The organism is Synechococcus sp. FACHB-909 (genome assembly GCF_014698945.1).
Taxonomy (GTDB): domain Bacteria; phylum Cyanobacteriota; class Cyanobacteriia; order PCC-6307; family Cyanobiaceae; genus Cyanobium.
The window spans coordinates 369,320-395,556 of sequence record NZ_JACJTY010000001.1 but is presented as its reverse complement, the minus strand read 5'-3'; the positions used below and the strand labels follow the sequence as shown (position 1 = coordinate 395,556).

Sequence of the window (26,237 nt, the reverse complement as noted above, 5' to 3'; positions counted from 1 at the left end):
GGGCGACCTCTGCCGGCAGCGACGCGATCCCAGCGCCGGCGGCGGATTTCCCGGTCACCGCTCCGGCGGCCTATCCGGTCTTCTATCGCACCTACAGCCGCAAGACCGCGAGCGGTGGTCGGGAGAGCTGGCACGAGGTGGCTGAGCGCAACCTGGAGGGCCTGCGGGTCCTGGGCTCCCTCGACGCCTCCGAGGTGGAGCTGATCCGGCGCATGCAGCGCCACCAGATGGCCCTCCCCTCCGGCCGCTGGCTGTGGATCGGCGGCACCGAATGGATCGAGCAATCCGAGAACTTCTCCGGCGCCTACAACTGCACCTCCACCAACCTGGTGGACTGGGAAGCCTTCGCCCTGATGATGGATCTGGCGATGATGGGCTGCGGCACCGGCGCCATCATCGAGCCCCATCTGATCAGCCGGCTGCCAAAGATCCGCAACACCCTCGTCATCGATGGCGTCACCGACATCGGCCTCACCCCGATCGGCTCCCGCCAGCAGCAGACCAGCCACGTGATCGATGGCCATCACGTCAGCGTCAGGGTCGGCGACACCCGGGCCGGCTGGGTGGAGAGCTACCGGCTGCTGCTCAACCTCTGCAGCGACGAGCGCTTTGACGGTCCTGTTCATGTCTCGGTCGACCTCTCGGACGTGCGGCCGGTGGGGGAAACCCTCAAGGGCTTCGGAGGCATGGCCAATCCGGTCAAGCTGAAGGATCTCTACGGCCGCGTCGCCCAGATCCTCAACAAGGCCAGGGGCCGCCAGCTCACCTCGGTGGAGTGCTGCCTGCTGATCGATGAGGCGGCGGTCACGATCGTGGCCGGCAACATCCGCCGCAGCGCCGGCATGCGCCAGTTCTGTGCCGATGACGATTCCGCCCTCGGTGCCAAGGAAAACCTGTGGCAGCAGGACGACCAGGGCAACTGGCGCATCGACCCCGAGCGGGACGCCCTGCGCATGGCCAACCACACGCGCGTGTTTCACGTGCGTCCCAGCCGCGAGGTGGTGCTGGAAGCGGTCACCAAGCAGTTCCAGTCGGGCGAGGGGGCCATCCAGTTCGCCCCCGAGGCCATCGCCCGCTCCAACGCCGACCTGCTGACCACCCCGGAGCTGCGCACCGAGTTCATCGGCATCTACTGCGACCAGGGGCGGGAGGAAGCCGGCCGCTGGCTGCAGCTGCACCACCCCGAGATCGGCGCCGACGAGCTTGAACACCGACTCTGTCGCTACGGCCTCAACCCCTGCGGTGAAATTCTCGGTGCCGATTTCCACTGCAACCTGGCGGAAATCCATCTCAACCGGATCGACCCCGCCGACCACCAGGCCCAGGAGGATGCCTTCAAGGCCGGCGGTCTGGCGGTGGCCTGCCTGCTGAACCACCGCTTCGAGGTCGAGCGCTATCGCCGCAGCCGGGCCTGGGACCCGATCGTGGGGGTCAGCTTCACGGGCCTGTTCGACTTCTTCGTCCACGCCTTCGGCACCCCCTGGCTGCAGTGGTGGGAGGCGGGCCGTCCCGACAGCGAGGAGGGCCGGGCGTTCCGCCAGCAGGAGGCGGCCTACCTGTCCCGCTGGAAGGACTGGGTGCACGAGGCGGTATGGGACTACTGCGACCGCCATGGCATGCGCCGTCCCAATCGCTGCACCACCGTCCAGCCGGCCGGCACCAAGAGCCTGCTCACCGGCGCCAGCCCCGGCTGGCATCCCCCCAAGGCCCAACGCTTCATCCGCCGCATCACCTTCCGCAAGAACGATCCGGTGGCCCTGGCCTGCATGGAGTACGGCTACGCGATCGTTCCCTCCCAGTCCGACAAGGACGAGCAGGGGCGGCTGCTGAATGATCCCTTCGATCCGCGCTGCACCGAATGGCTGGTGGAGATCCCCACCGAGGTGAGCTGGGCCAACCTGCCCGGGGCCGACCGGGTGGAAATCAACAACTTCTCCGCCCTGGCCCAGTTCGATTTCTACATGCAGGTGCAGCGCTACTACACCACCCACAACACCTCGGCGACGGTGGAATTCCGTGAGCATGAGATCGAGCCCCTGGCCGCCGCGATCCACCACGCCATCGAGAACGGGGAGGGTTACATCTCGGCCGCACTCCTGGCCCGCTTCGATGCCAACGCCACCTTCCCGCGGCTGCCCTTCGAGCCGATCGATCAGGCCACCTACACCCGGATGGTGGGCGAGGTCGAACAGCGGCGTGTGTGCGGCGATTTCTTCCTGGCCCTGCAGAAGTACGACGGCGGCGAGCTGATCGAAGCCGGCCCGGCCGGCTGCGATTCCGACAAGTGTCTGCTGCCGCTGGCCAAGCCTGAGGCCTGAGCCCTCGCCGGCGGCCCTGCGGCCGCCGGCTCATTCGCTGAGCTGGCTTGGGTGGGTGGCCCCTACTCCGTCGCCGCCAGGGTGCTGATTTCCCGATGGCCGAGGGGGTCGCCGGGATCAATCACGACGAGGCGATCGCGACCACTGTTCTTGGCCATCAGCAGGGCCTTGTCGGCGCGGCGGAAGGTGGCGTCGTAGTTCTCGTCGGCCTTGTGCTCGGTCAGGCCCATGCTGGCGGTGAGCTTCAGCTCCATGTCGTCGATGGACACGCGCATGCTGCGGATGTTGGCCAGCATCCGCTTGGCCACCCCTTCGGCCGTGGCCAGATCGGCATCGATCAGCAGGGCCAGGAACTCTTCCCCACCCCAGCGGGCGATGATGTCGTAGTGGCGGAGGCTGCCGGAAAGCGCCTTGACGAAATCCACCAGCATCAGATCGCCGGTGGCATGCCCATAGTCGTCGTTGATCAGTTTGAAGTGGTCAACATCGAGGATGATCATCGAATAGGTGGAGCCATGCCTGCTGGCCCGCTGATCCTCCTCCAGGCAGCGCTCCGCCATGAAGCGACGATTGGAGATCCCTGTCAGGGGATCGTGGGTGGAAGCCTCGAACAGGGTGAGATTCACCTCTTTCAGTGAGGCCTGATAGAGGTCAGAGATGCGCACCACCCGCTTGATCTGGCGCAGCTGCTTCTCGTAGCGATTCGTGAGGCTGCGGTTGCTCTCCAGAACGTGGGATTGGTAGAGATCGGAGATATCGGCAACCCGCTCAAGGCGGTCTACCTGCTCTTCGATGCGGTGCCACAATCTGGCCAGCAGGTTCCGGACCGGATCATTGTCGTAACGCTGATCTGCCAGGACGGCCATGACTTCCTGTTCCAGCTGATCGTCAGATTTGGGGCCGGAAGTCTCTGGCATGTCAGGCGTTGATGGAAAGGATCAGAAAAGGAAAGGTGTAGTCTTCCTTGAATTCGGAGCCCAGCTCGGCGGAGCGAGGGTTTCGGTCATCAAACATCCACTGCACCAGCACTTCCTTGCCCTCATCAAACGCCGTCTGCAGCAGATCAAAGATGTCGATCATGAAGCGGATGCTGCTGGTGTTCAGATAGTTGAGATGCAGCTCGAGAGTCAGTGAGTGGTTGGCGGTGGTGAGATAGGACTCAATCCACTGGATCAGCTGGTCGTAGAGCTCAAAGGAATTCTCAGGATAGGACTCACCGCTCATCACCACGACACCCGCCTTCCAGTCCGCACGGATCGAAGGGCTGGACTGGGAGCCCGGTACGGACAGGTTCAGTTCTTCGCTGCTGGTCATGGGATCAGATGATGGCCCGAAGGCTGAAGAAAGCGCGACCGGGCTCAAGGGGGTCAAGGGAGGCCTCCATGGGTTGGCTTGAGCGCCTGGCAATCTCAATGAGACCCAGGCCGGCGCCCTGGCCCGGGGTCTGGGAGTGGGGCTGGCGCAACTGCTGTTTGTAGAGCGCCTTCAGCTGGGGCTTGTCACAGGCGGCGAGTTCGTGGATCCGCTTCAGCAGGGCCTTTCCATCCTCCATCTCAACGAGGTTACCTGCACAGACGGCGTAATGGCCAGCCTCGGCGGCCGCGATCACGACCGTGGCGGAGGACTCGGCATCGCTGAAGCCATGGCTGGTGGCGTAATTCCTGATATTCTGACTCATTTCGATATACACACTGAACACATCCATGACTTCCAGTTCAGGCGCGTGATTGGATTCGATGTGTTCCTTGAGTGCGGATCCAATCTCGCCGATCAGCGTGGTGGAGATGGGGCCATTGAAGCAGATGAGAATCCGATAGTCACTGAAGAACTCCCTCAGAGACATCAGACTGGTGGTGGTGATCGTCATCGCTTCAACTCCGAGAGGCGCTCTTGCGCGGCGATGGCGCGCCAGGAGAATCGTTCGCTGAGCATGGTCGCATAGGACATCAGTCGGTCCTCTAGGAGAAACGGAAGGAAAGGATCGTGATGTCATCCCGCTGGGGATGACTGCCGCGGAACTGTTCAAGGGCATCGGCCAGGGCCTGACGCTGCTGCTCCAGCGGCTGGCGGGCCAGTCCGATCAGCCATTCCTTGAATTGCTGGGTGCCGAGGGAAAAGCCGTTGTCACCGCCTGACTGGTCCAGCAGGCCGTCGGTGGTGAGGTAGTAGGTGCAGTCGGCTGCAACGGAATGTCGTGGTCCGTGTAGGAGCCGACCCGTTGGTCGCAGATGGCCCGATGGTCTCCCCTGAGCATGTGCATGGTTTGCCCATCACTCCAATAGAGACTGATCTTTGCACCAGAGAATCTAAGTGTCCTGGCTTCGAAGTCAAGGCGAACCAGCCCGATGTCCATGCTGGTGGCGATGGACTTGCTCATCCTGGCGCCATGCAGCAGGGTGCGCATCGCGGTGTCGGTGCAGCTCAGGATGGCCGCCGGTGAGGTGATGCCCACCTCCATGATCGAACGATCGATGCCTGCCCTGGCAAGCATCGTCATCATTGCCCCGGAAACGCCGTGGCCGGCGCAGTCGGCCACACCGGCCAGGCAGTGCCCGCCTTCCGAGTGGAAGATGTAGTAGTCGCCACCAACCGTGTCGCGCGGCAGCCAGAGGATGAAATAGTCGTTGCCGAAGGTTTCCTGCAGCTGGCGGTCCGGCAGGATCGAGCGCTGCAGCAGGCCCGCATAGTTGATGGAGGACTCGATCTGGCGGTTCGCCTCCAGCAGTTGCCGGTTGCTGGCCTCACCGGCGATCAGGGCCTGCCGCATCTTGGTGAGCACCACGTTGAAGGCCTGCGCCAGCCGGGAGATCTCGTCGTTGCTCCGGATCGTCAGCAGACTGCTCATGTCGTCGCTCTCGATCGCACTGGCTTCCCTGACCAGTCGGGCGATGGGCAGGATGATGCGCCTGGCGATGATCTGATACGAGATGATCGCCAGGATGACCAGCAGCAGGGTCAGAATCAGGGAGACGTAGATCTCTGCTGACCGGCCACCAGGAACCTTCAGCACCTGGATGGCGGCGATCACCAGGTACAGGAGAACAAGCCCATTGACAATCGCGATCAGCGTGAAGACCTGCTGAATCGATGCCACCGGTTGTCGTGCCGGATGCTGTCCTCCTCGTGATTTCCGGGGCCCGAAGCGCAGCCCGAAGCGCTGCCTCGGCCTGCCGCCATCGGGCCGCTGGACAGGGACGTTCATGGGCTGAGGGTTCTTCGGACCCAAGCTGGCCTGCAGGGTGTCGGGCAATCCGGAGCATGCTGCTGCGGCCATTCTGAGCCGAACATCCCTGTCGCGCCGCCTTCATCACGACCCCGCCCCGCGTGGGGCCCGGCCCACCCCGCTGCCATGGCGATTTCACCACGTCCGGCCATGGCCCCGGGCATCAACAGTCGGTCACAATGGGTCACCGTCTTTCTCCCTTCATGCCCCCTCGCCTGCGCATCGCCACCGGCCTGCTGGCGATGCTGCCGGTGGCTGCGGTGGCGGACCGGCTCCACTGGGGGGATGGGATCGTCTTCGTCACCTCGATCCTCTCGATCATTCCGCTGGCGATCCTGCTCAGCACCGCCACCGAGGAGCTCTCCCTCACCCTCGGGCCTTCGCTCGGGGCCCTGCTCAATGCCCTGTTCGGCAATGCCACCGAACTGATCATCGCCCTGGCGGCCCTGCGGGCGGGCCTGGTGGACATCGTCAAGGCGAGCATCACGGGCACGGTCATGGCCAATCTGCTGCTGGCCCTCGGCCTGTCGATGCTGGTCGGTGGGATCGGCCGCAGCGAGCAGCGTTTCCAGCCGGTGGTGGCCAGGGTGAACGGCTCGGCCATGACCCTGGCCGTCCTGGCGATCCTGATCCCGAGCCTGCGGGGCATGGTGGGTGACGGCGCCGGTGGCCTCGATGCGGGCGCCGCTGAATCCTTCTCCCTTTTCGTGGCCTGGGTGCTGCTGGCGGTCTACGCCCTCACCCTGCTGTTTTCCCTGAAAACCCACCGCACCCTCTACGCCGTGGCCGAGGCTGACCTGGGCGTGGAGGGAGAGGAGGCCCACGGCGAGGGCGGCGGCACCAAGCCGCCCCTGCTCCCCTGGGTCGCCGTGCTGCTGGCGGCGACCGTCGGCCTGGCCTACGCCTCCGAGCTGTTCGTCGGGGTGGTGGAGACCGTCACCGAGTCCCTTGGCCTCTCGGCCCTGTTCACCGGCGTGGTGCTGCTTCCCCTGCTGGGCGGCGCGGCGGAATATCTCACCGCGGTGTCCATGGCCCGCAAGGACAAGATGGATCTGGCGGTGTCGGTGGCCCTGGGCTCCACCCTGCTGGTGGGGCTGCTGGTGGTGCCGGTGCTGCTGCTGGTCGCTCCCCTGCTCGGTCACCCCCTCGACCTCAGCTTCAACGTCTATGAGGTGGTGGCCGTGGCGACCGCGGTGCTGGTGAGCAACCTGGTCAGCCTCGACGGACGCTCGGACTGGCTGGAGGGGGTGCTGCTGCTGGCGGCCTACGCCATCCTGGCGGCCGGGTTCTTCTTCCAGGGCAGCCCCGTCCCATGAGCACGAAGCCGGACGACCGTCCGCTCACCGCCGCCACCGCCCCGCCCCCTGCCCTGCGCTCGGGTGGTGCCTGGACCCGTCTGCGCCATGGAGCCGGCCTGCAGCTGCTGCTCACGCTCCTGGTGCTCCAGGCGGCCCTCATCCTGGGTCTGGCCTGGCTGGCGCTGCCGGCGGCCCTGCTGGTTGTCGCCCTGGCCCTGCGCCAGTTGCTGCCGCCCCTCTGGCAGCTCCTGGCCCGCCAGCTGGAGGAACCCCCCACCGTCCGCCTGCTGGCGCTGGTGTCCCTGGTTCTCGCCCTGCTGGCGATCCCCCTGGCCCTGGGCTGGCTCGACCCGCTGCTGGCGATCTACCGCAACGGTGACTGGGAGGCGATCGGCGCCTTCGGGGAAGGGGTGATCGGGGCCATCGGCCAGATCCTCGTGGCCCTGGTGGCCCTGATGATCGCCTGGCGCCAGGTGATGGTGGATCAGCGGCTCACCACCCAGCAGAACCGCATCACCCAGGCCCAGACCATCGACAGCTTCATCCACGGCATCTCCGAGCTCATCAGCGACGAGGAGGGGCTGCTGGAGGACTGGCCCCTGGAGCGGATGCTGGCGGAGGGTCGCCTGGCCGCCGTGCTGAGCAGCATCGATGGCGACGGCAAGGCCCGCATCCTGCGGTTTCTCTCCCACGCCCGGCTGCTGACGCCCCTGCGCCGCGACCAGCGGCTGGGGCGCGCCATCCTTGACGGTGAGGGCAGCTACGAGGAGGACCGGCCGCGGGGCGTCCCGGTGATCCGCCTGCAGAGCATGCTGCGGGGGGCCGACCTCGCCGGCACCGACCTGCGGGCCATCGATTTCAACGGGGCCGACCTCTCGGGCGCCGACCTCTCCGGCGCTGATCTGGCCGAGGCGAACCTCTCGGGCGTGAATCTGGCGGGCGCCAACCTGCAGGGGGCCTGTCTGCAGGGCACCCGCTTCTTCTACGGCGACCCCCTGGAGGCCACCCCGCCCCAGGCCCAGCAGCCACCGGACCACGTCGGCGGTGCCGGCACCGGTGCCCTGGTGGAGAACGTCAACCTCTCGGGGGTGCGCCAGCTGGATCCGTCCAGCCGGACCTACCTGGCGGCCTGGAGCGGTGTGCGCTCCCGGCAGACCATCCCCGGTGGCTGCAAGGGGCTGCCCAGCCGGCTCTAGGCCCCGCCCCTCCATGGGAGCATGGCGGGGCTTCCGACATGGTCGGCAGGCCGTCCAGCCTGGAGGGGTGGTCGAGTGGTTGATGGCTCCGGTCTTGAAAACCGGCGAATCGCAAGATTCCGTGGGTTCGAATCCCACCCCCTCCGTCTTTCCCCCCGCCCTGGCCCGCATCCGGCTGTTCAGAGCCCCTCGGCCCGACAGGCCTGCTGGCGCAGCCGCTCCAGGCGCTCCAGCAGCGATTCGTTGCTCATCCGGTTGTTGAGCCGCTCCGCCAGCAGCGGGAAGGCCATGGGCCCGGGGCGGGGCGGGTGCCGCTCCAGCCACTCGCTCCCCTGCAGCCGCTGCAGGGTGCCGATCAACCGACCGAGATCGAGCTGCTCCTCCAGCACCTCGCCGCGGGCCTGGTCCAGCAGCAGATTGCCGGGCTCATGGCGCTGGAAGACATCGAAGAGCAGGGCGGCGCTGATCTGCAGCTGGCCGCTGGAGCGGGCCTGGCCGGGGTAGCCGTTGAGCACCAGGCCGCTCACCTGGGCGATGGAGCGGAAGCGGCGGCGGCACAGCTCCGAGAGGTTCACGGCTTGCTCCAGGTCCTCCAGCAGCCCGGCGGGATCCAGGAGGCTCTCGGCGTGCTCCCCGAGCAGCTCCTCGAAGGGGTAGCCGCGGGGGGCGAGCAGCTCGAAGCCGTAGTCATTCACCGACACCGTGAAGGTGCCGCTCCGGTGCCGGGCCAGCCGCCACGACCACAGGAATCCCAGGCCCTCGTGCACGAAACGGCCCTCGAAGGGATAGGCGTAGAGATGGCTGCCCTCCCGGGTGTGGCACAGCTCCACCAGGAACTGGTGCGTCCGGGGCAGGGCGGAGAGCTGCACCTGACGCTCCAGCAGCGGCTCCAGGGCCCGCAGCTCGGCGGTGTCGAGGCTGAAACCAGCCTCGCCCTCCAAGGCGCGGGCGCAGCGGTCGACCTCCCGGCGCAGATGGGCGCTGAGCAGGTCGGAGAGGGCCATCTGGCCGCCGCCCCAGGCGGGCACCGTGGCGCTGCGGCGCGTGGTGGCCTTCACCATCGCCGTCATCTCCCGCAGCCGCACGAACTCCAGCTGGCGCCCGGCGAAGAAGAAGACGTCCCCCGGCTTGAGCCGGCCGATGAAGGCTTCCTCCACATGGCCCAGCACGGCGCCGCGCACGAAGCGCACGGTCACGGCGCGGTCGGCGCTGATGGTGCCGATGTTGAGGCGGTGCAGGCGGGCGACAGCCGATTCCCGCACCACGTAGTGCCAGGTGCCGTCCGCCGCCGCCCCGGCCGGGTCCCGCTCCAGTTTCCGGTAGCGCGGGTAGGCCCCCAGGCAGTCGCCCCCCTCCTCCAGGAAGCGCAGACACCAGTCCCAGCGGCTGCGCTCCAGGTGGCGGTAGCTCCAGGTGCGCCGCACAGCCGCGAGGGTGGCCTCGGGCTCGAAGCCCGGTCCGCAGGCGAGGCTCACCAGGTGCTGGATCAGCACATCAAGGGGCTCCTGCGGCGGGCGGCGGTGCTCCACCAGCCCCTCCCCCAGCCCCCTGCGCATCGCCGACACCTCGAGCAGCTCCAGGGCGTTGGTGGGCATGAACAGCACCTGGGCCGTGCCACCGGGCTGGTGGGCCGAGCGGCCCGCCCGCTGCAGCAGCCGGGCCAGGTTCTTGGCGCTGCCGATCTGCACCACCCGCTCCACCGGCTGGAAGTCGACCCCCAGATCCAGGGAGCTGGTGCAGACCACCCAGCGGATCTCCGCGGCCTTCACCCCCGCTTCGATGGCCTCGCGCTGGGCCCGGTCGATGGCGCTGTGGTGCAGGGCCAGGGCGCCGTCCATCTCCGGGCAGGCGAAGCGCAGGCACTGGTGCCAGCGTTCGGCCTGGTTGCGGGTGTTGGTGAACAGCAGGGTGGAGATGGCCGGGTCCAGGGCGGCCACCAGCTCCTCGTACATGCGCAGCCCCAGGTGGCCGGCCCAGGGGAAGCCGTCGATCGTGTCGGGCAGCAGGCTGCGGATCTGGGTGTCCCGCCGGATCCGGGCGGTGATGATCCGCGGCTCGCCGCCCACCCCCACCGCAGCCCGGGCCGCCTCCTCCAGGTTGCCGATGGTGGCGCTGATCGCCCAGGTGCGCAGGGCCGGCCGCCGGCCCCGCAGCCAGCTGAGGCAGAGCTCGGTCTGGGAGCCGCGCTTGCTGCCCATCAGCTCGTGCCACTCGTCGATCACCACCGCCTCCAGGTCGGCGAACAGGGCCTCGGCCCGGGGGCCGGCCAGCAGCAGGGAGAGGGATTCGGGGGTGGTGATCAGGATCTGGGGCGGGGCCTTGAGCTGCTTGCCCCGCTCATGGCTGCTGGTGTCGCCGTTGCGCAGTCCCACCCGCAACGGCCAGCCCATGGCCTCGATCGGTTCCCGGATCGCCAGCAGCAGATCCCGGCTCAGGGCCCGCAGGGGCGTCAGCACCAGCAGACGCAGACCGCCCTCCGGCCCGGATCCCCCGTTCTCGGCCAGCATCGCCGCGATCGGTCCCATCACGGCGGCGTAGGTCTTGCCGGAGCCGGTGGGCACCTGGATCAGGCCGCTGGCTCCCTCCAGGTAGGCCCGCCAGCACTGGCGCTGGAAGGGCATCGGCCGCCAGCCGCGGCTGGTGAACCAGGCCTCGATCGGCCGCAGCGCCGCCGCGGGGGAAGGGGTCAAGGGTTGGCGGGGCGGGGACGGCTCAGGTGGAGAGCACCGCCACCACCACGGCGGCGATGGCCAGGATCACGGCCCCCAGCACCACCCCGGCGGCGATGTTGCCCCGGCGGATCTCGGCCCGGTAATCGATCGGAGAGAGCCGATCGAAGAGCAGGAGCCCGACATAGATGAGGATGATGCCCAGAAAGGTCCAGCCGACCATCAGCAGCATCTGGAGCAGTGGTTTGACCATCCCCGCGTCGCGAAGCCGGCCCCACCGTAGGGACAGCCCGGAGGCCGCCCGCTGATGGGGCTTTCTTCCCCGGGCGGACGGCGGGATCCGGCGCTGCTGCTCTGGCCGCTGGCCAGCCTGCTGCTGCCGCTGCTGCCTTTGCTGGTGCTGGCGGTCTCGGCGCTGGAGTGGCCCCGGCGGCTGGTGATGGTGGTGCCGGAGGGGCAGCGGGTGCTCAGTGCCCCCTTCGAGCTGCGGGACGGCTGGCTGGGCAGCCCCCGGCTGACGTTGACCGCCGAGATCCCCCCCAACAGCAGCGTCGAGCTGGATGTGGCCCTCCTCGATGCCGGCGGCCGCACCGTGCTCAGCCTCACCAAGGACGGCTGGCGGGCCAGCGGCACCTGGGCGGAGGAGGGGGAGAGCGGCACCTGGGAGGAGGGCGACGCGGGCCTGGCGCTGGCCATGCGTCCGGGCCGCACCGGACGCTTCCAGCTGGCGGTGCAGCTGCACGATCTGCTCGATGAAGCGGGCCGCCCCCTGCCGAATCCGGTCGTGGTCCGCGGCAGCATCCGCAATCACAGCGTCGACGCCCCCCTGCTCCTGTTCACCGCCGTAGTGACGCAGGCGACGGCGCTGGTGCTGCTGATGGCCTGCTACGGCATCGCCCGGGGCCGCTGGGTCCGCCGCAGCGATGAGGGCGTCGCCGCGATCCGCTGTGAGGCCGGTGGACCCGGCTTGGTGCGGGTGGGGGTGGTGGCCCGCTGGGAACTGCCCCATGACAATCCCCCCCTGGGCCAGCCCCCGGCCACCGCTTCTCTGGAGCTGCGGGTGTGCGACGCCTTGGGGCGCCCCTGCCTCCGGCACCGGCAGACGGTGACCGTGGCCCACCGCTCCAGCGATGGGGACCACTGGCTCTCGGCCCACCAGGTGATCCATCTGCGACTGCCGGAGACGGGCAGCCACCGCTTCCGCGTGCAGCTGCCCGAGACCTTCCGCGCCGACGGTGACATTTGGGAGATCGAATGGCTGCGACTCGCCGTGGAGGACGGGCTCATGACGCCGCGCCCGGTGCCGGTGTTGTCCCCGGACGCCGTGACGGAGGGCCGCTGAGATGGTCGATGAGCGCGCGGTGGTGATGGTGCTGGCCGTGACGGTGGTCACCGCCGGCACCCTGGCGGCCATCACCCGCCCCGGCCTCTGGCGCCTCGGCCAGGAGGGCACCCCCGCCGCCTCCAGCGGCGTCCGCTACGGCGGCAGCTACCGCTCCGGCCGCTGGGTGACGGCGACACCCCGCCGGCAGGACTGGTCGGGCTTCCAGGGGCGCGGACCCGGCGCGGCCAAGTGACGGCCCGGAGCCTGCCGGCCCTCAGCCCCGTTCAGGTGCGGGTGCTGCTGGCGGCGGCGGCCCTCTCCTCCAGCGTCAGCTTGGTGCTGGAGCTGATGCTGATCACCCAGGCCAGCTATCTGCTCGGCGATCACGCCCTGGCCACCGGCGTCGTGGTGGGCACCTTCCTGGCCGCCATGGGTCTGGGTGCCTGGGTGAGCCAGTTCCTGGCCACCGGGCCCGACCCCGGCCTGGCCCTGCTGCAGTGGTTCCTTGGCGTCGAACTGGCCCTGGCGCCTCTGTGCCTGCTGGCGCCCCTCGGCCTGTTCGCCCTGTTCCGGCTGGGGGGGCCGGTGTGGCTGGGCCTGGTGGTGTTCACCGTGCTGGTGGGGGCGCTCGGTGGCATGGAGGTGCCGCTGCTGACCCGGCTGCTGGAGTGCGGCCAGCAGCTGCGTGTCGCCCTGGCCAGGGTGCTGGCCCTGGATTACCTGGGTGCCCTGGTGGGGGCCCTGCTGTTTCCCCTGGTGCTGCTCCCCTGGCTGGGGCTGCTGCCCACCGCCGGCCTGCTGGCCCTGATGCCGCTGGTCAGCTGCGTGGTGATCGTCGCCGTGTTCCCGGTGGGGCGGCTCTGGCGCCGCTCGATCGCCGTCGCCGTTCCCGTGGTCGCCCTGGCCGGCCTGGGGCTGGTTCCCCTCGGCGACCGGATCGAGGACGGGCTTTACGAGGATCCGGTGGTGGGCCGCATCCAGAGCCGCCACCAGCGCATCGTGCTCACCCGCCGCCGCGACGACCTGCGCCTGTTCCTCGACGGCCAGCTGCAGTTCTCCAGCCTCGACGAGTACCGCTACCACGAGGCCCTGGTGCATCCGGCGATGGCCTGGCACGGCCGGCCGGTCCGGGTGCTGCTCCTGGGGGCGGGCGATGGCCTGGCCCTGCGGGAGGTGCTGCGTTGGCCCGCGGTGCGGCAGGTGGATGTGCTGGAGCTCGACCCGGCCATGGTGCGCCTGGCCCGGGAGCAGCCGTTCCTGCGGCGCCTCAACGGCGCCAGCCTCGAGGACGCTCGGGCGCGGCTGGTGATCGGCGACGCCTTCGAGCGGGTGCGGCAGCTGCGGGGCACCTACGACGTGATCATCGCCGATTTCCCCGACCCGGCCACGCCGGCCCTGGCGCGTCTCTACAGCGTCACCTTCTACGGCCGCCTGCTGCGGCGGCTCGCCCCCGACGGCCTGCTGGTCACCCAGGCCTCGACGCCGTTCTTCAGCCCCAGGGTGCTGGCCTCGATCCAGGCCACCCTGGCCGAGCTGCGGCTGACCACCCGCCCCTACGGCGTGGATGTGCCCAGCTTCGGGCCCTGGGGTTTCGTGATGGCCCACCGCGGCCCGCCGCGGCCGGCTCCGGCCGTGCTCCCCTTTCAGGGCCGCTGGATCGACCAGGGCCAGCTGGATCGCCTGTTTCCCCTCAGCCGGGACCTGGCCCTGCCGCCGGGGGAGCGGGTGCTGCCGAACCGGCTGCACCGGCCGGTGCTGGCCGACTACCAGCGCCAGGGCCGCTGGCGGGAGAACTGATCGTCACCGCCACCCGGACCGCCACCGGCGCCCGGCGCCGGCGTCCATAAGCTGGGCCCGCCGGTCTCGATGGTCCGGCCCCCGAGCGCTCCGATGGCCGTCTGGCTTCTCCTGCTCCTGCTGCTGCTCGCCGCCGTCGCCCTGGTGCTGGGGCGGCGGGCCCGCCTGCGGCGCCGTGCCCCGAAGCTGCAGGCCCGCACCCTGTTCAACCTCACCACCGGCGACATCGTCCAGCACGACGGCCGTGACTGGGTGGTGGAAGACCGGCTGCTCTACGACGACGACGGTTTCCAGTGGCTGGAGTACCTGCTGCGGGACGGGACCGATGGCCGCTGGCTGAGCGTCTGTGAGGACGACTGGCTGGAGGTGAGCTGGCTGGAGGACATCCCGGCCGCCGAGCTGGAAGGTCTGACGGCCGACTTCCCCGAGCACCTGCGCTGCCGCGGCCAGCTCTATCACCTCAAGGAGGCGGGCCGGGCCTCGGTGACCGCCGCCGCGCGGGTGATGAACCGGCGCCTGACGGGCTGCCGTTACGGCGATTACGAGGGGGCCGATGGCCGGGTGCTGTCCCTGGAGCGCTGGGAGGAAGGCGGTGATCCCGGGCCGCCGGAGCTCAGCCTGGGCCTGCGCATTGACCCGGCCGCGCCGCTGCTGCTGCCCGGGGATGGCCGCTCGGTCTATCGCTCAGCTGTCTCCCCCTGACCAGCCGATCGCTGAGCCGGATTCTGCAGCAGGGCCAGGGCACTGACGAGGGTATCGGCGGATTCGGCGGTGCGGTCGCGGCGCCAGCGCAGGATGCGGGGGAAGCGCACGGCCAGGCCGCTGCGGTGGCGGGAGGAGCGCTGCAGGCCCTCGAAGCCCAGGGTGAAGACCTGCAGCGGTTCCACGGCCCGCACCGGACCGAAGCGCTCGGTGGTGTGGCGGCGGATCCAGCGGTCCAGCTCGGTGATCTCGCCGTCGTCGAGCCCCGAATAGGCCTTGGCGAAGGTCACCAGGCGGCCTTCGCCGTCCCAGAGCCCGAAGGTGTAGTCGGTGTGGAGGTTGGCGCGGCGGCCGCTGCCGGCCTGGGCGTAGAGCAGCACCGCATCCAGCTCCATCGGCTCCAGCTTGTGCTTCCACCACAGCCCGCGGCGCCGGCCGACGCCGTAGGCCGAATCCAGCGCTTTCAGCATCAGCCCCTCGGCGCCCACCGAGCGGGCCTGCTGCCGCAGGGTTTCCAGCTCCTCCCAGCGCCCCATCGGCAGCACCTGGGAGAGGCGCAGGAGCCCGGCGGCGGGGGTGGAGGCCGCCTCCGGCAGCCCCCGCACCAGATCCTCCAGGGCGGCGCGGCGCCGGCCCAGGGGCTCGGGGCGCAGGTCTTGGCCCCCCTGCTCCAGCAGGTCGTAGGCGACGAAGGCCGCGGGACACTCCCGCAGCAGGGCTCCGCCGGGTTTCTGCCGCCCCAGCCGCCGCTGCAGGGGGCCGAAGCCGGCGGGCTGGCTCGCCCCGGCCGGCCAGACGGTCAGCTCCCCATCCAGCACCGTGCCCTGCCCCAGCAACGCGGCGACCCCCTCCAGTTCGGGGAAGCTGGCATTGATCAGCTCCTCGCCCCGGCTCCAGAGAAAGGTCTGGCTGTCGCGGCGGATCAGCTGGGCCCGGATTCCATCCCACTTCCACTCCACCTGCCAGCCGCCGGGGTCGGTGGTGGCGAGGCGCTCCGGCTCCAAAGGGGAGGCCAGGCAGAAGGGATAGGGCCGGCTGATCGGGGCGGTTGCACCGGCCTCCAGGGGCGCCAGCAGGGCCTCCATCGTCTCTAGGGAGGGTTCGAAACCGCCCATCAGCCGGTGGGCGACCTCCGCCTCCTCCAGCCCTGCCACCTCTGCCAGGGCCCGGGTGACCAGGCCGGCCGCCACCCCCACCCGGAAGCCGCCGGTGAGCAGCTTGTTGAACAGGAAGACCTGCCCCTCGGGCAGCCCCGCCCACACAGCCAGCACCGCCTCGGCCTGTGTCTCGGACTCCAGGGCGGCCAGGGCCGGCAGCCGGCTGCCCATCCATTCGGCCAGGGAGAGCTCGAGGGGCGGGGCCTGCGGCAGGGCCAGCCGGGGGAGCAGCAGGGCGATGGTCTCGGCCGAATCCCCCACCTGGGCGTGGCAGGAATCGAACAGCCATTCGGGCAGACCGGAGCCCTCCAGAGCGATCTGCCGCAGCCGCCGGCCTGTGATCAGCCGCCGGCGCCGCTTGCCCAGCAGCAGGGCCAGGGCCCAGGCGCCATCGGCCGGATCGGCCACCCGGAAGAAGCCGGTCAAAGCGGCCACCCGGGCCCGGGTGCCGCTGCTGTGCTCCAGGGTTTCGATCAGCTCGGCAAACAGCTGCATGGCCCCAGCCCCAGGTTCAGAGGGCGACCACCCGGTGGCGGCCGGCGGCCTTGGCTGTGTACATGTTGCGGTCGGCCCGCCGGAGGAACAGATCCGCATCCTCCCCGGCCCCGTGCAGGGCGATGCCGATCGAGAACGAGGGCTTGAGGGTGGCGTCACTCCAGGTGATCGGCTCGCTGATGCTGGTCTGGAGGTCTTCGGCGAAGGCGATCGCATCCTCCAGATGCTCGATCCCCTCCAGCAGCAGCAGAAACTCATCACCGCCGATCCGGCCGGCATGGTCACCACGGCGGGTCCGGGCCTGGATCCTGCGGGCCACGGTTCTCAGCACCGCATCACCGCAGGCATGGCCATGGCGATCGTTGATGCCCTTGAAGCCGTCACAGTCGCAGAAGAGCAGGGCCAGGGGCTGGGCGCTGTGGGCCCGTTCATCCAGGAGCAGCCGCTCCAGCCGCTCGAGGATGGCGGCGCGGCTGCAGAGGCCCGTGAGGGGATCGGTGTTGGCGCGATGCAGCAGCAGGCGTTCCTCCAGGACCTGCTCATCCACCGGCTGGAGCGTGATCACATAGCCATGGGCCAGGCTCAGGGGGGCCCCGACGGGATCCACCTCGCCACTGGTGTCGACCCCCTGGGTATCGAGGCTGCGCAGCTGGTCGCCGTCGAGCCTGCGGACGCTCAGCTGCACCCAGCTCCAGCCTCCGCCGGGATCGGCCAGCCGCAGACGGCCCTGGCGGATCGGGCCCGACTCCGCCAGCCACTGGTCGAGATCCACCGGCCCGGGCGGCTCCTCGGCGGTGGCGAACAGATCCCGGAACCTCTTGCCGTGCCACTGCTTCTGCTGCCAGCCCGTCATCGGCTGCAGCGACGGTGACACCCACACCACCTGCTGGTGGTGGTTCAGCAGCAGCATCACATCCACGATGTTGTCGGCGAGCAGCCGGTACAGGGCCGCCACATCCGCCAGGCTGCGGGCGGCCTGGTCCTGCTCGGTCACATCCCGCCAGGTGACCGCGAGCATGCCGCGGTCCGGGGTGATCTCGATGTCGAACAGGAGACGGCCCGTGGCCATGGGCCCATCGGTGGCGGCAAAGCCACTGACGGCGGTGGGGACGTTGCGCATGGCGGCATCGCCATACAGATCGATCAGGCCCTTCTGGCCCATCGACGGGCTGATGGCCAGCAGGGTCTGGCCCAGGATCGCCTCGCGGTCCTGCTGCAGGTGGGAGCAGACGGCTCTGTTGACATCCAGAACCCGGAAGTCTTCGATGCTGCCGTCATGGCGATGGACCGACTGCAGCAGCAGAAAGAAATCGCGGCTGGCGTCCACGGCCGTTCGCAGCAACGTGAGCTGCTCGAACGTGCCGGGCAGATGGGCCCCATCCGTCGGCAGGCTGGACGGGGCTTCGCTGCCCTGCGGCGCGCTCGACCAGCGCTCCGGGGGAGGCATCACGGCGGCGTCCGGATTCAGGAGCAGGGCCTCGAAGGCCTCCGGTTCCAGTGGAGGGCCGCACAGGAAGCCCTGGAAGCAGTCGCAGCCAAGATCCTGCAGCATCCGGCGCTGCTCCTCGGTCTCCACCCCCTCGGCGGTGCATTCCATCCCCAGGCCATGGGCCAGGGCGATGGTGGTGGCCACGATGGTCTGATCGACGGGGGAGGTCGCCAGCGCCTGCACGAAGGTGCGATCGATCTTGAGCCGATGGACCGGCAGGGTCCGCAGCAGTTCCAGGGAGGAATAGCCGGTTCCGAAGTTGTCGATCGCGATCCGGAACCCCTGATCGGCCAGCACCCGCAGCTGTTCACGGGCCAGCAGGGGATTGCGGATCAACGCCGTTTCCGTGATCTCGAGTTCCAGCTGCTCCGGCCGCAGCTGGTGCTCCGCCAGGGTCTCCAGCATGGCGCCGATGAAGCGCCCGTCCGGCAGCTCCAGCTCCCGCGGGGAGACGTTCAGGGCCAGTCGCGGGGGGCGGAGGCCCGCCGCCTGCCAGTCGCTGATCCGCTGGGCGGTCTGACGCAGGACCCAGGGGGAGAGCTGCAGGATCAGACCGCTCTCCTCGGCCAGCGGCAGGAAATGGCTGGGCGGTACCGAGAGGCTCAGATGGTTGGTCCAGCGCAGCAGGATCTCTCCGCCGGCGAGCGCGTTGGATGGGGTTCGCTGCGGTTGAATCAGCAGCCGGAACTGTTCGCGATCCAGCGCCTGGGAGAGCTGCAGGCTCAGCTCCATGCGCTCCTGAATCTGGCGGCTGATCGTGCTGGAGTACGCACACACCTGAAGGCTTCCCTGGGCCTTCGCCTTCATCAGTGCCGTGTTGGCGCACTGGATCAGCGTCCGGCTCTCTTGGGCGTGCTCGGGATAGGTGGCGATGCCCACGGAAAAGGTCGGGTCGAGGGGCAGGTCCTTCAGTAACGGCTGCTGCTGGCCCCACGCCTGCTGCAGACGACGGGCGGCGCCCATGGCATCACCGATGGAGCGGACTCCCTCCTCCATGAGGATCAGAAACTGGTCGCTGCCCAGCCGCGCCAGCCAGTCGCCCGGGCCGATCAGATCCCGCAGCCGGCCGGCCATGGCGCGGAGCACCCGATCGCCGACATCGGATCCGAAGTGGTCGTTGATGTCCCCGAAACCATCCACATCCAGGCTCAGGACCGCCATCGACGCGTTGTAGCGGCGACCGCTCAGGCGTCGGTTCAGCTCCTCCAGGGTGGCGAGCTTGTTGGGAAGTCCGGTGAGGGGGTCGCAGGAGCGCTCGCCCGCCACAGCCTGCATCAGGGCCTGCTCGCCGGTGACATCCCTCAGGGTCCCCACCATGCGCGCCGGCGCTCCGCTGTGGTCGTAACTGAGGTGACCCACAGCCTCCACCATCACCTCCGTGCCGTCCCCGAAGCAGAGCCGATGGCAGCTGCGGAACACATCGCCCCGGGTGACGGCCCGCCGCACATCCATGTGCCAGCGGAGCCGGTCGTCGGGATGCACCAGGGCGCCGTAGTCCCGGAGCGAGGTGTGCTCACCGCTGCGCTGGCCTTTGCAGAGGCGCCGGGTCTGCTCCGACCAGCGCATGCGGCCGTCACTGAAGCGCAGATCCCAGACACCGATGCCGCTGATCGAGGATCCCTCCTCCAGCAGGGAGAGGGTGTCGGCGAGTTGGATTTCCCGATGGCGCTGCTGGGTTTCGTCGCTGACGCAGCTCACGATCAGTTGCTGCCCGTCGATCTCCAGGACACGGCTGCGGACGATGACATCGCGGATGGAGTCATCGCTGCAGCGATGACGGGTGTGCATGGTCCCGCCGCCGGCGGCGATCAGCTCGCGGCGACGCTCGGCCACCCAGGCAGCGTCGTGATCGGGATCGGCCTGGATCGCTTCCGGAGACAGGGCCAGCAGTTCCGGGATGCTGTATCCGAGATGGGAGTGGGCTGAATGATTGCAGGCAAGAAAATGGCCGCTCAGCGCATCGGAAGCCAGCAGGTCGGTGTCGGTGAGGTCGGCGATCAGGCAGAAATCGGCCAGGCGATCGTGGAGGGTCGCGATGTGGTCTGCCGATCCCCCACGTTCACCCATGACGCCACCGTCCCTTCGTGAAGAACGCTAGGGGCGAGCTGCCCCCGTCACCCCGGACCTTCAACAGTTATTGATTCCCTCGCCGCCCATACTGCGGTTCCATCGCGAACATTCAGTGGTCCTTGATCTCTTCAAGGCTTCAGGCCGGTAATGCTTCAGGCCGGTAAAGCTTCAGCCTGGCAAGGCTGCGGCCACCTCCCCCTCCTCGTTGCGCTGCCCCTCGAAGGCCCGCCCCAGGGGCTCGGCCGCCAGTCCCAGCTCCTCGCGCAGGTAGCGGGCCAGTCCGTCGCTGTTGCCGTGGGTGACGTAGATCTGCCGGGCACCGCAGTCGCGGACTGTGGCCAGCAGCCCGTCCCAGTCGGCGTGGTCGCTGAGGGCGAAGCCCCGCTCGAAGCCGCGCCGCCGCCGCGCCCCCCGCACCGCCATCCAGCCGCTGACGAAGGCGGTCTGGGGGGGCGTGAACCGCCGCATCCAGGGCGAGCGGTGGGCCGAGGGAGGCGCCAGCACCAGGCGCCCCGCCAGTGAGGCGCTGCGGGGGAGCTCGCTCAGCGGCCGCGTCGGCGGCAGCACCACGCCCTGGCTCCGGTAGGGCTCCATCAGCGCCTGCACCGCCCCGTGCAGCAGCACCTCCTCCTCCACCCCCAGCGCCGCCAGTTCCGCCAGCAGCCGCTGGGCCTTGCCGAAGGCGTAGGCGAACAGCACGGAGGGCCGCTGGGGTGCCCCGCGCCACCAGGCCAGGATCTCGGCGGCCACCTGGTGGCCGGGCCGCCAGCGGTAGATCGGCAGGCCGAAGGTGGCCTCGGTGATCAGCACGTCGGCGCTCACCGGCTCGAAGGGGGCGCAGCTGGGGTCGGCATCGCGCTTGTAGTCGCCGCTGACCAGCCAGGTCTCGCCGCCGGCGGTGATCCGGATCTGGGCCGAGCCCAGCACATGGCCGGCCGGATGGAACGTCACCAGGGCCTCGCCGATGCGGCGCTCCTGGCCATAGGCCACCCCCGTCAGTTCGATGCCGGCCCCCAACCGCTGGCGCAGCACGCCCTCACCAGGGGTCGCCGCCCAGTAGGCGGCGCTGCCGGGCCTGGCGTGGTCGGCATGGCCGTGGGTGATCAGGGCCCGGCTCACCGGTCGCCAGGGGTCGATCCAGGCCGCCGCCGCCGGGCAGTAGAGCCCCTGGGGGGTGAGCTGGAGCAGGCCGTCGGGCGGCAGGGCCATGGCGCGCTGGTGCCGCTGCAGGGGGATGGCGGCATCCTGGCGGCCCCGGGCCCATTGACGGCGTGCGGGCTCACCACTAGCCATGGGGACAGCCGTCGCCCCTGGCCCGATGTCACTCGACACCCATCGCGAGGAGCTGGAGGCCACCGCGGCCGCCCTGGCCCGGCCGGGCACCGGCCTGCTGGCGGCGGACGAATCCACCGGCACGATCGGCAAGCGCTTCGCGGCGATCGGCGTCGAGAACAGCGAGGAGAACCGCCGCGCCTACCGGACCCTGCTGGCCACCACCCCCGGACTCGGCGAGACGATCAGCGGCGTGATCCTCTACGAGGAAACCCTCTACCAGGAGGCGTCCCCGATCCCGGGCCGGCCGGCCGGATCGATCGTCGATCTCTTCAAGGAGCAGGGACTGGTGGTCGGGATCAAGCTGGATCTCGGGGTCGAGCCCCTGGCCGGCGGCCTGGCCGGTGAGACCTGGTGCACGGGCCTGCGGGGGCTGCAGGAGCGGGCGGCCCGGGCCTACGCCCGCGGTGCCCGCTTCGCCAAATGGCGGGCCGTGCTGCGCATCAGCGCCGACGGCTGCCCCTCGGAGCTGTGCGTGCGCGAGAACTCCTGGGGGCTGGCCCGCTACGCCCGCACGGCCCAGGAGGAGGGCCTGGTGCCGATCGTGGAGCCGGAGATCCTGATGGACGGCGACCACGACATCCTCACCACCGCGGCGGTGCAGGAATGGGTGCTGCGCAGCGTCTACGAGGCCCTTGGCCGCAATGGCGTGTTCCTGGAGGGCACCCTGCTCAAACCCTCGATGACCCTGCCCGGCGCCGAAGGCTCCGACCGTCCCGGCGCCGCCCAGGTGGCGGCCTACACCGTCCGCACCCTGCGCCGCAGCGTGCCCCCGGCCGTGCCGGCGATCCTGTTCCTCTCGGGGGGACTGGGGGAGGAGGAGGCCAGCGTCCTGCTCTCGGCCATCCATGCCGCCGACCCGGGCGCCCCCTGGCACCTGGGGTTCTCCTACGGCCGGGCCCTGCAGCATTCCTGCCTCAGTGAATGGAAGGGGAACGACACGGCGGCGGGCCAGGCGGCCCTGCTGGCCCGCGCCCGGGCCAACGGCGCCGCGGCCCGCGGGGCCTATGTGGCCGGCTCCGAACCATCGGGCGATGCCGGCTCGCTGTTCGTGGCCAACTACAGCTACTGAGCCGCTGCCGAGTCCAGGGGTCCGGGCCGGCCCCTCAGGCGCTCATCGCCAGCATGCGTTCGATCGGCACCAGGGCCCTCTGGCGGATCTGCTCGTCGAGCTCGATGGCCGGCCCCATGCTGTCGAGGCACTGCCACAGCTTCTCGAGGGTGTTCAGCCGCATGTAGGGGCAGGCGTTGCAGCTGCAGCCATCGGCCCCGGGCACCTCATGGAAGGTCTTCTCCGGTGCCCGTCGGCGCATCTGATGGAGGATGCCTGGCTCGGTGAGCACGATGAAGGAGGGGGCCGGGCTGGTCTGGGTGCGCTGCAGCAGCTTGCTGGTGGAGCCGATGAAGTCGGCCAGATCGAGCAGGTGCTGCTGACACTCCGGATGGGCGATCACCTCGGCCTCGGGGTGTTCCTGGCGCAGGCGCAGCAGGGCCTGCTCGCTGAAGGTCTCGTGGACGATGCAGCTGCCGGGCCAGAGGGTGAGCTCCCGGCCGCTCTGGCGGGCCACCCAGCGCCCCAGGTTCTGGTCGGGGGCGAACAGGATCGGGCGATCGGCCGGCAGCTGCTGCACCAGGTGGACCGCGTTGCTGCTCGTGCAGATCAGGTCGCTCTGGGCCTTCACCGCCGCGGAGCAGTTGATGTAGCTCACCACGACGTGGTCGGGGTGGTGCCGGCGGAAGTCGGCGAAGGCGTCGGCCGGACAGGCGTCGGCGAGGCTGCACCCGGCTTCCAGGTCGGGCAGCAGCACCGTGCGGCCGGGATTGAGGATCTTGGCGGTCTCTGCCATGAAGTGGACGCCGCAGAAGACGATCACTTCGGCGTCGGTGCTGGCGGCGCGGCGGGAGAGCTCGAGGGAATCGCCGATGAAATCGGCGCAGTCCTGGATGGCGTCGTCCTGGTAGTAGTGGGCCAGGATGATGGCGTTGCGCTCGTTCTTGAGCGTGTCGATCGCTGCGGCCAGCTCAGCACGGGGCGGGCAGGCCTCAGGGCTGGGTTGGGGCGTGTGGGTCAGCGTCTGCGTGAAGACCAACCGATGCCCCTTCTCATGCACGATGATCCCACTCTAGGAAGCGGTCGGTATTGGCTGAGCTGAACATCGCCATTGCGGGGGATCTGCACGACCAGTGGGATCGCAGTGACCACGACGTGCTGGATCGGATCCGTCCGGATGCCCTCCTGCTGGTGGGCGACCTCAGCGACGGCAAGTGCCGCATCCCCGAACTGCTCGCCACCCTGGAGCTGCCGATCGCCTGTGTGCTCGGCAACCACGATGCCGGCAAGGACGGCAGCGGCCGCACCCTGCGCCGCCAGCTGGAGCTGCTCGGCGAGCGGCACTGTGGCTGGGGTCTGAGGGAGCTGCGTCCTCCCGGACTGGCGGTGGTGGGCGCCCGTCCCGGCACCGCCGGCGGCGGCTTCCACCTCTCGAAGGCGGTGCGATCGGTCTACGGACCGGTGGGCCTGCAGGAGTCCGCCGAGCGCATCAGCCGGGCGGCCCTGGCCGCCGATCCCCAGCTGCCGCTGATCCTGCTGGCCCATTCCGGCCCCAGCGGCCTGGGCACCCAGGTGGACGACCTCTGCGGCCGGGACTGGAAGGCACCCGCCTGCGACTGGGGGGATCAGGATCTGGCCCTGGCGGTGGACCAGATCCGCCGCCGCCGCCGCCTGCCCCTGGTGGTGTTCGGCCACATGCATCACGCCCTCTGCCATCACCAGGGGGAACGGCTCAGCTTCCGCCGCGACGCCCAGGGCACCGCCTTCCTCAACACCGCCTCTGTTCCCCGCCACGGCGTGGATCAGCAGGGACGGGCCCTGCGTCACTTCAGCTGGGTCGTCTTCTCAGACGGCGATCTGCGCCACATCAGCCACCGCTGGTACGGCATCAACGGCGCCCTCCACTACGAGCAGACCCTCTGGACGGCGTCCCTGCCGGCGGCGGGGGTGCTGAGTCCTTGCTGATCCACGCCTGCGTCAGCAGCCATGGCTTCGGCCACGGATCCCGCACGGTCTCGGTGCTCTCTGAACTGGCCGCCCTGAGGCCCGACTGGCGGCTGGTGGTCTCCACCGGACTGCCCCAGGGGTTCCTGGAGCTGTCCTTCGGACGTGTGCCCTTCGAGCTGCGCCCCTGCCGCTGGGACGTGGGGGTGATCCAGGCCGATGCCCTCGGCGCCGATGCCGGCGCCACCCTGGCCGCCCTCGCGCGGCTGGAGGAGGAGCTGCCGGCGCTGGTGGAGCGCGAGGCCCGCTGGCTGGAGGACCAGCGTCAGCCGGTCCTGGTGCTGGGGGATGTGCCTCCGGCGGCGGCCCTGCTGGCCCGTCGACTGCAAGTGCCGCTCGTGTGGCTGGCCAGCTTCGGCTGGGACGTGATCCATGCCCCCATGGGCCCGGCCTTCCGTCCCTGGGCCGATCGCCACCGGCAGCTCTACGGCCAGGGGGATCTGCTGCTCCATTGCCCCCTGTCCCTGCCGATGGACTGGGGGGTACCGGAGGTGCGGCTGGGCCTGACCTGCTCCCGGCCCCGGCTCGATGGCGAACGGCTGGCCCGGGAGCTGGACCTGCCGGCGGACCGGGAGCGGGTGGTACTGGTCAGCTTCGGGGGGCTCGGCATGGCGATCGACCCGGCGCTGCTGGCCCGCTGGCCCGAGCATGTGTTCATCGGGCCGGAGCCGCTGCTGGCCACGGTGCCCAATGGCCGTTGCCTGCCGCCGGGGGTGCGCCCCCTCGACCTGATGCCCCTGGCCGGACGGCTGATCACCAAGCCCGGCTACAGCAGTTTCTGCGAGGCCTTCAGCCAGGGGGTGGGCATCCATCTGGTGCACCGGAGCGGCTTCGCCGAGGCGCCGGTGCTGGAGGAGGACCTGCGCAACCACGGCTGGCACCGGCTGCTGAGCCAGGAGTCCTTCCGCCGCGGCGACTGGGAGCTGGACCAGCCCCTGATTCCCCCCCGGCGCGGCCCCCTGGCGGACGACGGGGCGTCCACCGCCGCACGGACGCTCGTGACCTGGCTGGAGGGACGATCAGCACTGCCTATGGGGCAGGCCTTCAGGATTTGATCATCTGTTCATCGAATCCGGGAGATATCAGTCCCTGGCTGTAACCGGAATGCAAAACGTCATTCTTGATACAAGTAGACAGTTGTTCGACCGTCACAAATAAGGAATCGATTCTGCTGATTCATCGGCAAATTACCGCCAAGTCTCGGCGGCATGAATTCAATTTCTCTGCCACGGGATCACTGGTTCTTCCTGTTGTCGTTCTCCAGAAGACCTGGTCACACCAAGCGCATCAAGCCGGATTGACTCTGTTGTTACTGCAACGGGTCTTCCCCCACTTGTCCTTCACGACCTCTCCTCTTGCCGAACCTTCAGCGCACCCCCCTGCTTCTCGCCCTCGCCGGACTGGGTCTGAGCCTGGCCGGGCCAGTCAGGGCCGCCGAGGGCTCCCAGGGCTGGGGGGCCAGCAGCGCCGCCTCCGCCGGCCCCACGCGGGTCGCGATGCTGACGCCGCTGCCGGCCGCCCCCCGGGTCTTCGCCATCACCCCCGAGCGGCGCGCCCTGCTCAACACGATCCGCTACGCCGAAGGCACCTGGGCCAACGGCCATGAAATCGGCTACCGGATCCTCTTCGGCGGCAGCCTGTTCGACTCCCTCGAGCGCCATCCCAACCGCGTCATGCGCACGGCCCGCTACGCCAGTGCCGCCGCCGGCGCCTACCAGTTCATGCCCCCGACCTGGGACATGGTCACCCGGGCCCTCGGCGTGCGCGATTTCGGACCGGAGTCCCAGGACCAGGCCGCCCTGTTTTTGGTGCAGCGCCGCGGTGCCCTGCACCTGGCCGACCGCGGCGAGCTGAGCGCCGACCTGGTCGCCCGTCTCGCTCCCGAGTGGGCCTCCTTCCCCACCATGGCCGGCCGCAGCTTCTACGGGCAGCCCGTGAAGCGCCTGAACGACCTGCGCCGCTTCTACGAGCAGAACCTGGCCCAGCTCCGCCGGGAAGCCGCCGCCGTCTGGGAGGACGTGGCCATCCGTCAGGTGCCCCCGGCCTGCAGCGACGAGAGCCTGTCCTGTCAGCTGGAGCGCGTCAGCACCCCCGCCACTTCCGCTCCCTGAG

Annotated in this window: 20 protein-coding genes, 1 tRNA gene and 1 pseudogene; 12 read left to right on the top strand and 10 right to left on the bottom strand. The window is 69.5% G+C overall.

All coding sequences use genetic code 11. From position 1 onward, the window contains the following. Positions 1-26: 26 nt before the first annotated feature. Positions 27-2,318, top strand: a complete 2,292-nt coding sequence (gene nrdJ, locus H6G99_RS01915; protein ID WP_190609864.1) for a ribonucleoside-triphosphate reductase, adenosylcobalamin-dependent — start codon at positions 27-29, stop codon at positions 2,316-2,318. A 62-nt stretch (positions 2,319-2,380) separates the two neighbouring features. On the opposite strand, the gene siaD is transcribed toward nrdJ, so the two are convergent. The 4 genes and pseudogenes from siaD to H6G99_RS01895 all read right to left on the bottom strand — a co-directional run bounded on the left by siaD (position 2,381) and on the right by H6G99_RS01895 (position 5,520). Continuing rightward, positions 2,381-3,235 (bottom strand): biofilm regulation diguanylate cyclase SiaD, encoded by an 855-nt coding sequence (siaD, locus tag H6G99_RS01910; protein ID WP_286145687.1) that lies wholly within the window; start codon positions 3,233-3,235, stop codon positions 2,381-2,383. A gap of 1 nt (position 3,236) precedes the next feature. Continuing rightward, positions 3,237-3,632: a biofilm regulation phosphoprotein SiaC gene (gene siaC / locus H6G99_RS01905; RefSeq protein WP_198960068.1), complete on the bottom strand. Its 396-nt coding sequence runs from the start codon at positions 3,630-3,632 to the stop codon at positions 3,237-3,239. A 4-nt stretch (positions 3,633-3,636) separates the two neighbouring features. Further along, entirely contained in the window at positions 3,637-4,185 is a 549-nt protein-coding gene (gene siaB, locus H6G99_RS01900) for a biofilm regulation protein kinase SiaB (protein WP_094584675.1), read from the bottom strand. A 91-nt stretch (positions 4,186-4,276) separates the two neighbouring features. Beyond that, positions 4,277-5,520 (bottom strand): annotated as a pseudogene (locus H6G99_RS01895) (SpoIIE family protein phosphatase). Positions 5,521-5,744: 224 nt separating this feature from the next. Here H6G99_RS01895 and cax point away from each other — a divergent pair. The 3 genes from cax to H6G99_RS01880 all read left to right on the top strand — a co-directional run bounded on the left by cax (position 5,745) and on the right by H6G99_RS01880 (position 8,181). Beyond that, the gene (gene cax / locus H6G99_RS01890) at positions 5,745-6,857 is read left to right on the top strand and encodes a calcium/proton exchanger (protein ID WP_094584673.1); all 1,113 of its coding nucleotides are present in this window, start codon (positions 5,745-5,747) and stop codon (positions 6,855-6,857) included. Further along, positions 6,854-8,035 carry a pentapeptide repeat-containing protein gene (locus tag H6G99_RS01885; protein ID WP_190609537.1) on the top strand — a complete coding sequence of 394 codons (1,182 nt, stop codon included), beginning with the start codon at positions 6,854-6,856 and terminating at the stop codon, positions 8,033-8,035. The genes cax and H6G99_RS01885 overlap by 4 nt, the downstream gene beginning before the upstream one ends. A 61-nt stretch (positions 8,036-8,096) precedes the next feature. Continuing rightward, positions 8,097-8,181 (top strand) — tRNA-Ser (locus tag H6G99_RS01880). A gap of 33 nt (positions 8,182-8,214) precedes the next feature. On the opposite strand, the gene H6G99_RS01875 is transcribed toward H6G99_RS01880, so the two are convergent. Together H6G99_RS01875 and H6G99_RS01870 are read right to left on the bottom strand one after the other, a co-directional pair. Next, entirely contained in the window at positions 8,215-10,725 is a 2,511-nt protein-coding gene (locus H6G99_RS01875; RefSeq protein WP_190609535.1) for a ligase-associated DNA damage response DEXH box helicase, read from the bottom strand. Positions 10,726-10,747: 22 nt separating this feature from the next. Next, a complete protein-coding gene (locus H6G99_RS01870) occupies positions 10,748-10,957 on the bottom strand; it encodes a DUF350 domain-containing protein (protein ID WP_094584670.1) in 210 nt (69 codons plus the stop codon). Positions 10,958-11,011: 54 nt separating this feature from the next. On the opposite strand from H6G99_RS01870, the gene H6G99_RS01865 reads away from it, so the two are divergent. The 4 genes from H6G99_RS01865 (at position 11,012) to H6G99_RS01850 (ending at position 14,527) form a co-directional block, all read left to right on the top strand. After that, the gene (locus H6G99_RS01865) at positions 11,012-12,046 is read left to right on the top strand and encodes a hypothetical protein (protein WP_094584669.1); all 1,035 of its coding nucleotides are present in this window, start codon (positions 11,012-11,014) and stop codon (positions 12,044-12,046) included. 1 nt (position 12,047) lies between these two features. Then, the gene (locus H6G99_RS01860; protein ID WP_094584667.1) at positions 12,048-12,281 is read left to right on the top strand and encodes a hypothetical protein; all 234 of its coding nucleotides are present in this window, start codon (positions 12,048-12,050) and stop codon (positions 12,279-12,281) included. After that, a complete protein-coding gene (locus tag H6G99_RS01855; RefSeq protein WP_190609533.1) occupies positions 12,278-13,825 on the top strand; it encodes a polyamine aminopropyltransferase in 1,548 nt (515 codons plus the stop codon). Before H6G99_RS01860 ends, H6G99_RS01855 begins: the two co-directional genes overlap by 4 nt. Positions 13,826-13,918: 93 nt before the next feature. Next, complete coding sequence (locus H6G99_RS01850) at positions 13,919-14,527, top strand: DUF4178 domain-containing protein (protein WP_190609532.1); 609 nt, start codon at positions 13,919-13,921, stop codon at positions 14,525-14,527. Here the strand turns inward: H6G99_RS01850 and H6G99_RS01845 are convergent. From H6G99_RS01845 to H6G99_RS01835, 3 genes are all read right to left on the bottom strand, one after another. After that, positions 14,503-16,179 (bottom strand): ATP-dependent DNA ligase, encoded by a 1,677-nt coding sequence (locus H6G99_RS01845; RefSeq protein ID WP_190609531.1) that lies wholly within the window; start codon positions 16,177-16,179, stop codon positions 14,503-14,505. The two genes, H6G99_RS01850 and H6G99_RS01845, sit on opposite strands and share 25 nt — an antisense overlap. A 16-nt stretch (positions 16,180-16,195) precedes the next feature. Next, a complete protein-coding gene (locus tag H6G99_RS01840) occupies positions 16,196-19,735 on the bottom strand; it encodes a bifunctional diguanylate cyclase/phosphodiesterase (protein ID WP_190609529.1) in 3,540 nt (1,179 codons plus the stop codon). A 171-nt stretch (positions 19,736-19,906) separates the two neighbouring features. Further along, positions 19,907-20,947, bottom strand: a complete 1,041-nt coding sequence (locus H6G99_RS01835; RefSeq protein ID WP_190609862.1) for a ligase-associated DNA damage response exonuclease — start codon at positions 20,945-20,947, stop codon at positions 19,907-19,909. 109 nt (positions 20,948-21,056) lie between these two features. Between H6G99_RS01835 and H6G99_RS01830 the strand changes: the two genes are divergently transcribed. After that, entirely contained in the window at positions 21,057-22,142 is a 1,086-nt protein-coding gene (locus H6G99_RS01830; protein ID WP_190609527.1) for a class I fructose-bisphosphate aldolase, read from the top strand. Positions 22,143-22,176: 34 nt separating this feature from the next. Here H6G99_RS01830 and nadA read toward each other — a convergent pair whose 3' ends face one another. After that, on the bottom strand, positions 22,177-23,142 hold the full coding sequence (gene nadA / locus H6G99_RS01825) for a quinolinate synthase NadA (RefSeq protein WP_190609860.1): 966 nt from the start codon (positions 23,140-23,142) through the stop codon (positions 22,177-22,179). Positions 23,143-23,210: 68 nt separating this feature from the next. On the opposite strand from nadA, the gene H6G99_RS01820 reads away from it, so the two are divergent. The 3 genes from H6G99_RS01820 to H6G99_RS01810 all read left to right on the top strand — a co-directional run bounded on the left by H6G99_RS01820 (position 23,211) and on the right by H6G99_RS01810 (position 26,236). Continuing rightward, on the top strand, positions 23,211-24,086 hold the full coding sequence (locus H6G99_RS01820) for a TIGR04168 family protein (RefSeq protein ID WP_094584657.1): 876 nt from the start codon (positions 23,211-23,213) through the stop codon (positions 24,084-24,086). Next, positions 24,080-25,180 (top strand): hypothetical protein, encoded by a 1,101-nt coding sequence (locus H6G99_RS01815; protein WP_190609525.1) that lies wholly within the window; start codon positions 24,080-24,082, stop codon positions 25,178-25,180. Before H6G99_RS01820 ends, H6G99_RS01815 begins: the two co-directional genes overlap by 7 nt. Before the next feature lie 300 nt (positions 25,181-25,480). Further along, positions 25,481-26,236, top strand: coding sequence for a glycoside hydrolase family 24 protein (locus H6G99_RS01810; RefSeq protein WP_190609523.1), 756 nt, complete (start codon positions 25,481-25,483; stop codon positions 26,234-26,236). Position 26,237: the final 1 nt, after the last annotated feature.

Excerpts from the sequence above, each read along its gene's own strand:
- H6G99_RS01865 (WP_094584669.1), top strand. The coding sequence starts at position 11,012 with ATGGGGCTTTCTTCCCCGGGCGGACGGCGGGATCCGGCGCTGCTGCTC.
- H6G99_RS01835 (WP_190609862.1), bottom strand. The coding sequence starts at position 20,947 with ATGGCCCTGCCGCCCGACGGCCTGCTCCAGCTCACCCCCCAGGGGCTC.
- cax (WP_094584673.1), top strand. The coding sequence starts at position 5,745 with ATGCCCCCTCGCCTGCGCATCGCCACCGGCCTGCTGGCGATGCTGCCG.
- H6G99_RS01850 (WP_190609532.1), top strand. The coding sequence starts at position 13,919 with ATGGCCGTCTGGCTTCTCCTGCTCCTGCTGCTGCTCGCCGCCGTCGCC.
- H6G99_RS01840 (WP_190609529.1), bottom strand. The coding sequence starts at position 19,735 with ATGGGTGAACGTGGGGGATCGGCAGACCACATCGCGACCCTCCACGAT.
- H6G99_RS01845 (WP_190609531.1), bottom strand. The coding sequence starts at position 16,179 with ATGCAGCTGTTTGCCGAGCTGATCGAAACCCTGGAGCACAGCAGCGGC.
- H6G99_RS01830 (WP_190609527.1), top strand. The coding sequence starts at position 21,057 with ATGTCACTCGACACCCATCGCGAGGAGCTGGAGGCCACCGCGGCCGCC.
- H6G99_RS01885 (WP_190609537.1), top strand. The coding sequence starts at position 6,854 with ATGAGCACGAAGCCGGACGACCGTCCGCTCACCGCCGCCACCGCCCCG.
- siaC (WP_198960068.1), bottom strand. The coding sequence starts at position 3,632 with ATGACCAGCAGCGAAGAACTGAACCTGTCCGTACCGGGCTCCCAGTCC.
- siaD (WP_286145687.1), bottom strand. The coding sequence starts at position 3,235 with ATGCCAGAGACTTCCGGCCCCAAATCTGACGATCAGCTGGAACAGGAA.
- H6G99_RS01860 (WP_094584667.1), top strand. The coding sequence starts at position 12,048 with ATGGTCGATGAGCGCGCGGTGGTGATGGTGCTGGCCGTGACGGTGGTC.
- siaB (WP_094584675.1), bottom strand. The coding sequence starts at position 4,185 with ATGACGATCACCACCACCAGTCTGATGTCTCTGAGGGAGTTCTTCAGT.
- H6G99_RS01870 (WP_094584670.1), bottom strand. The coding sequence starts at position 10,957 with ATGGTCAAACCACTGCTCCAGATGCTGCTGATGGTCGGCTGGACCTTT.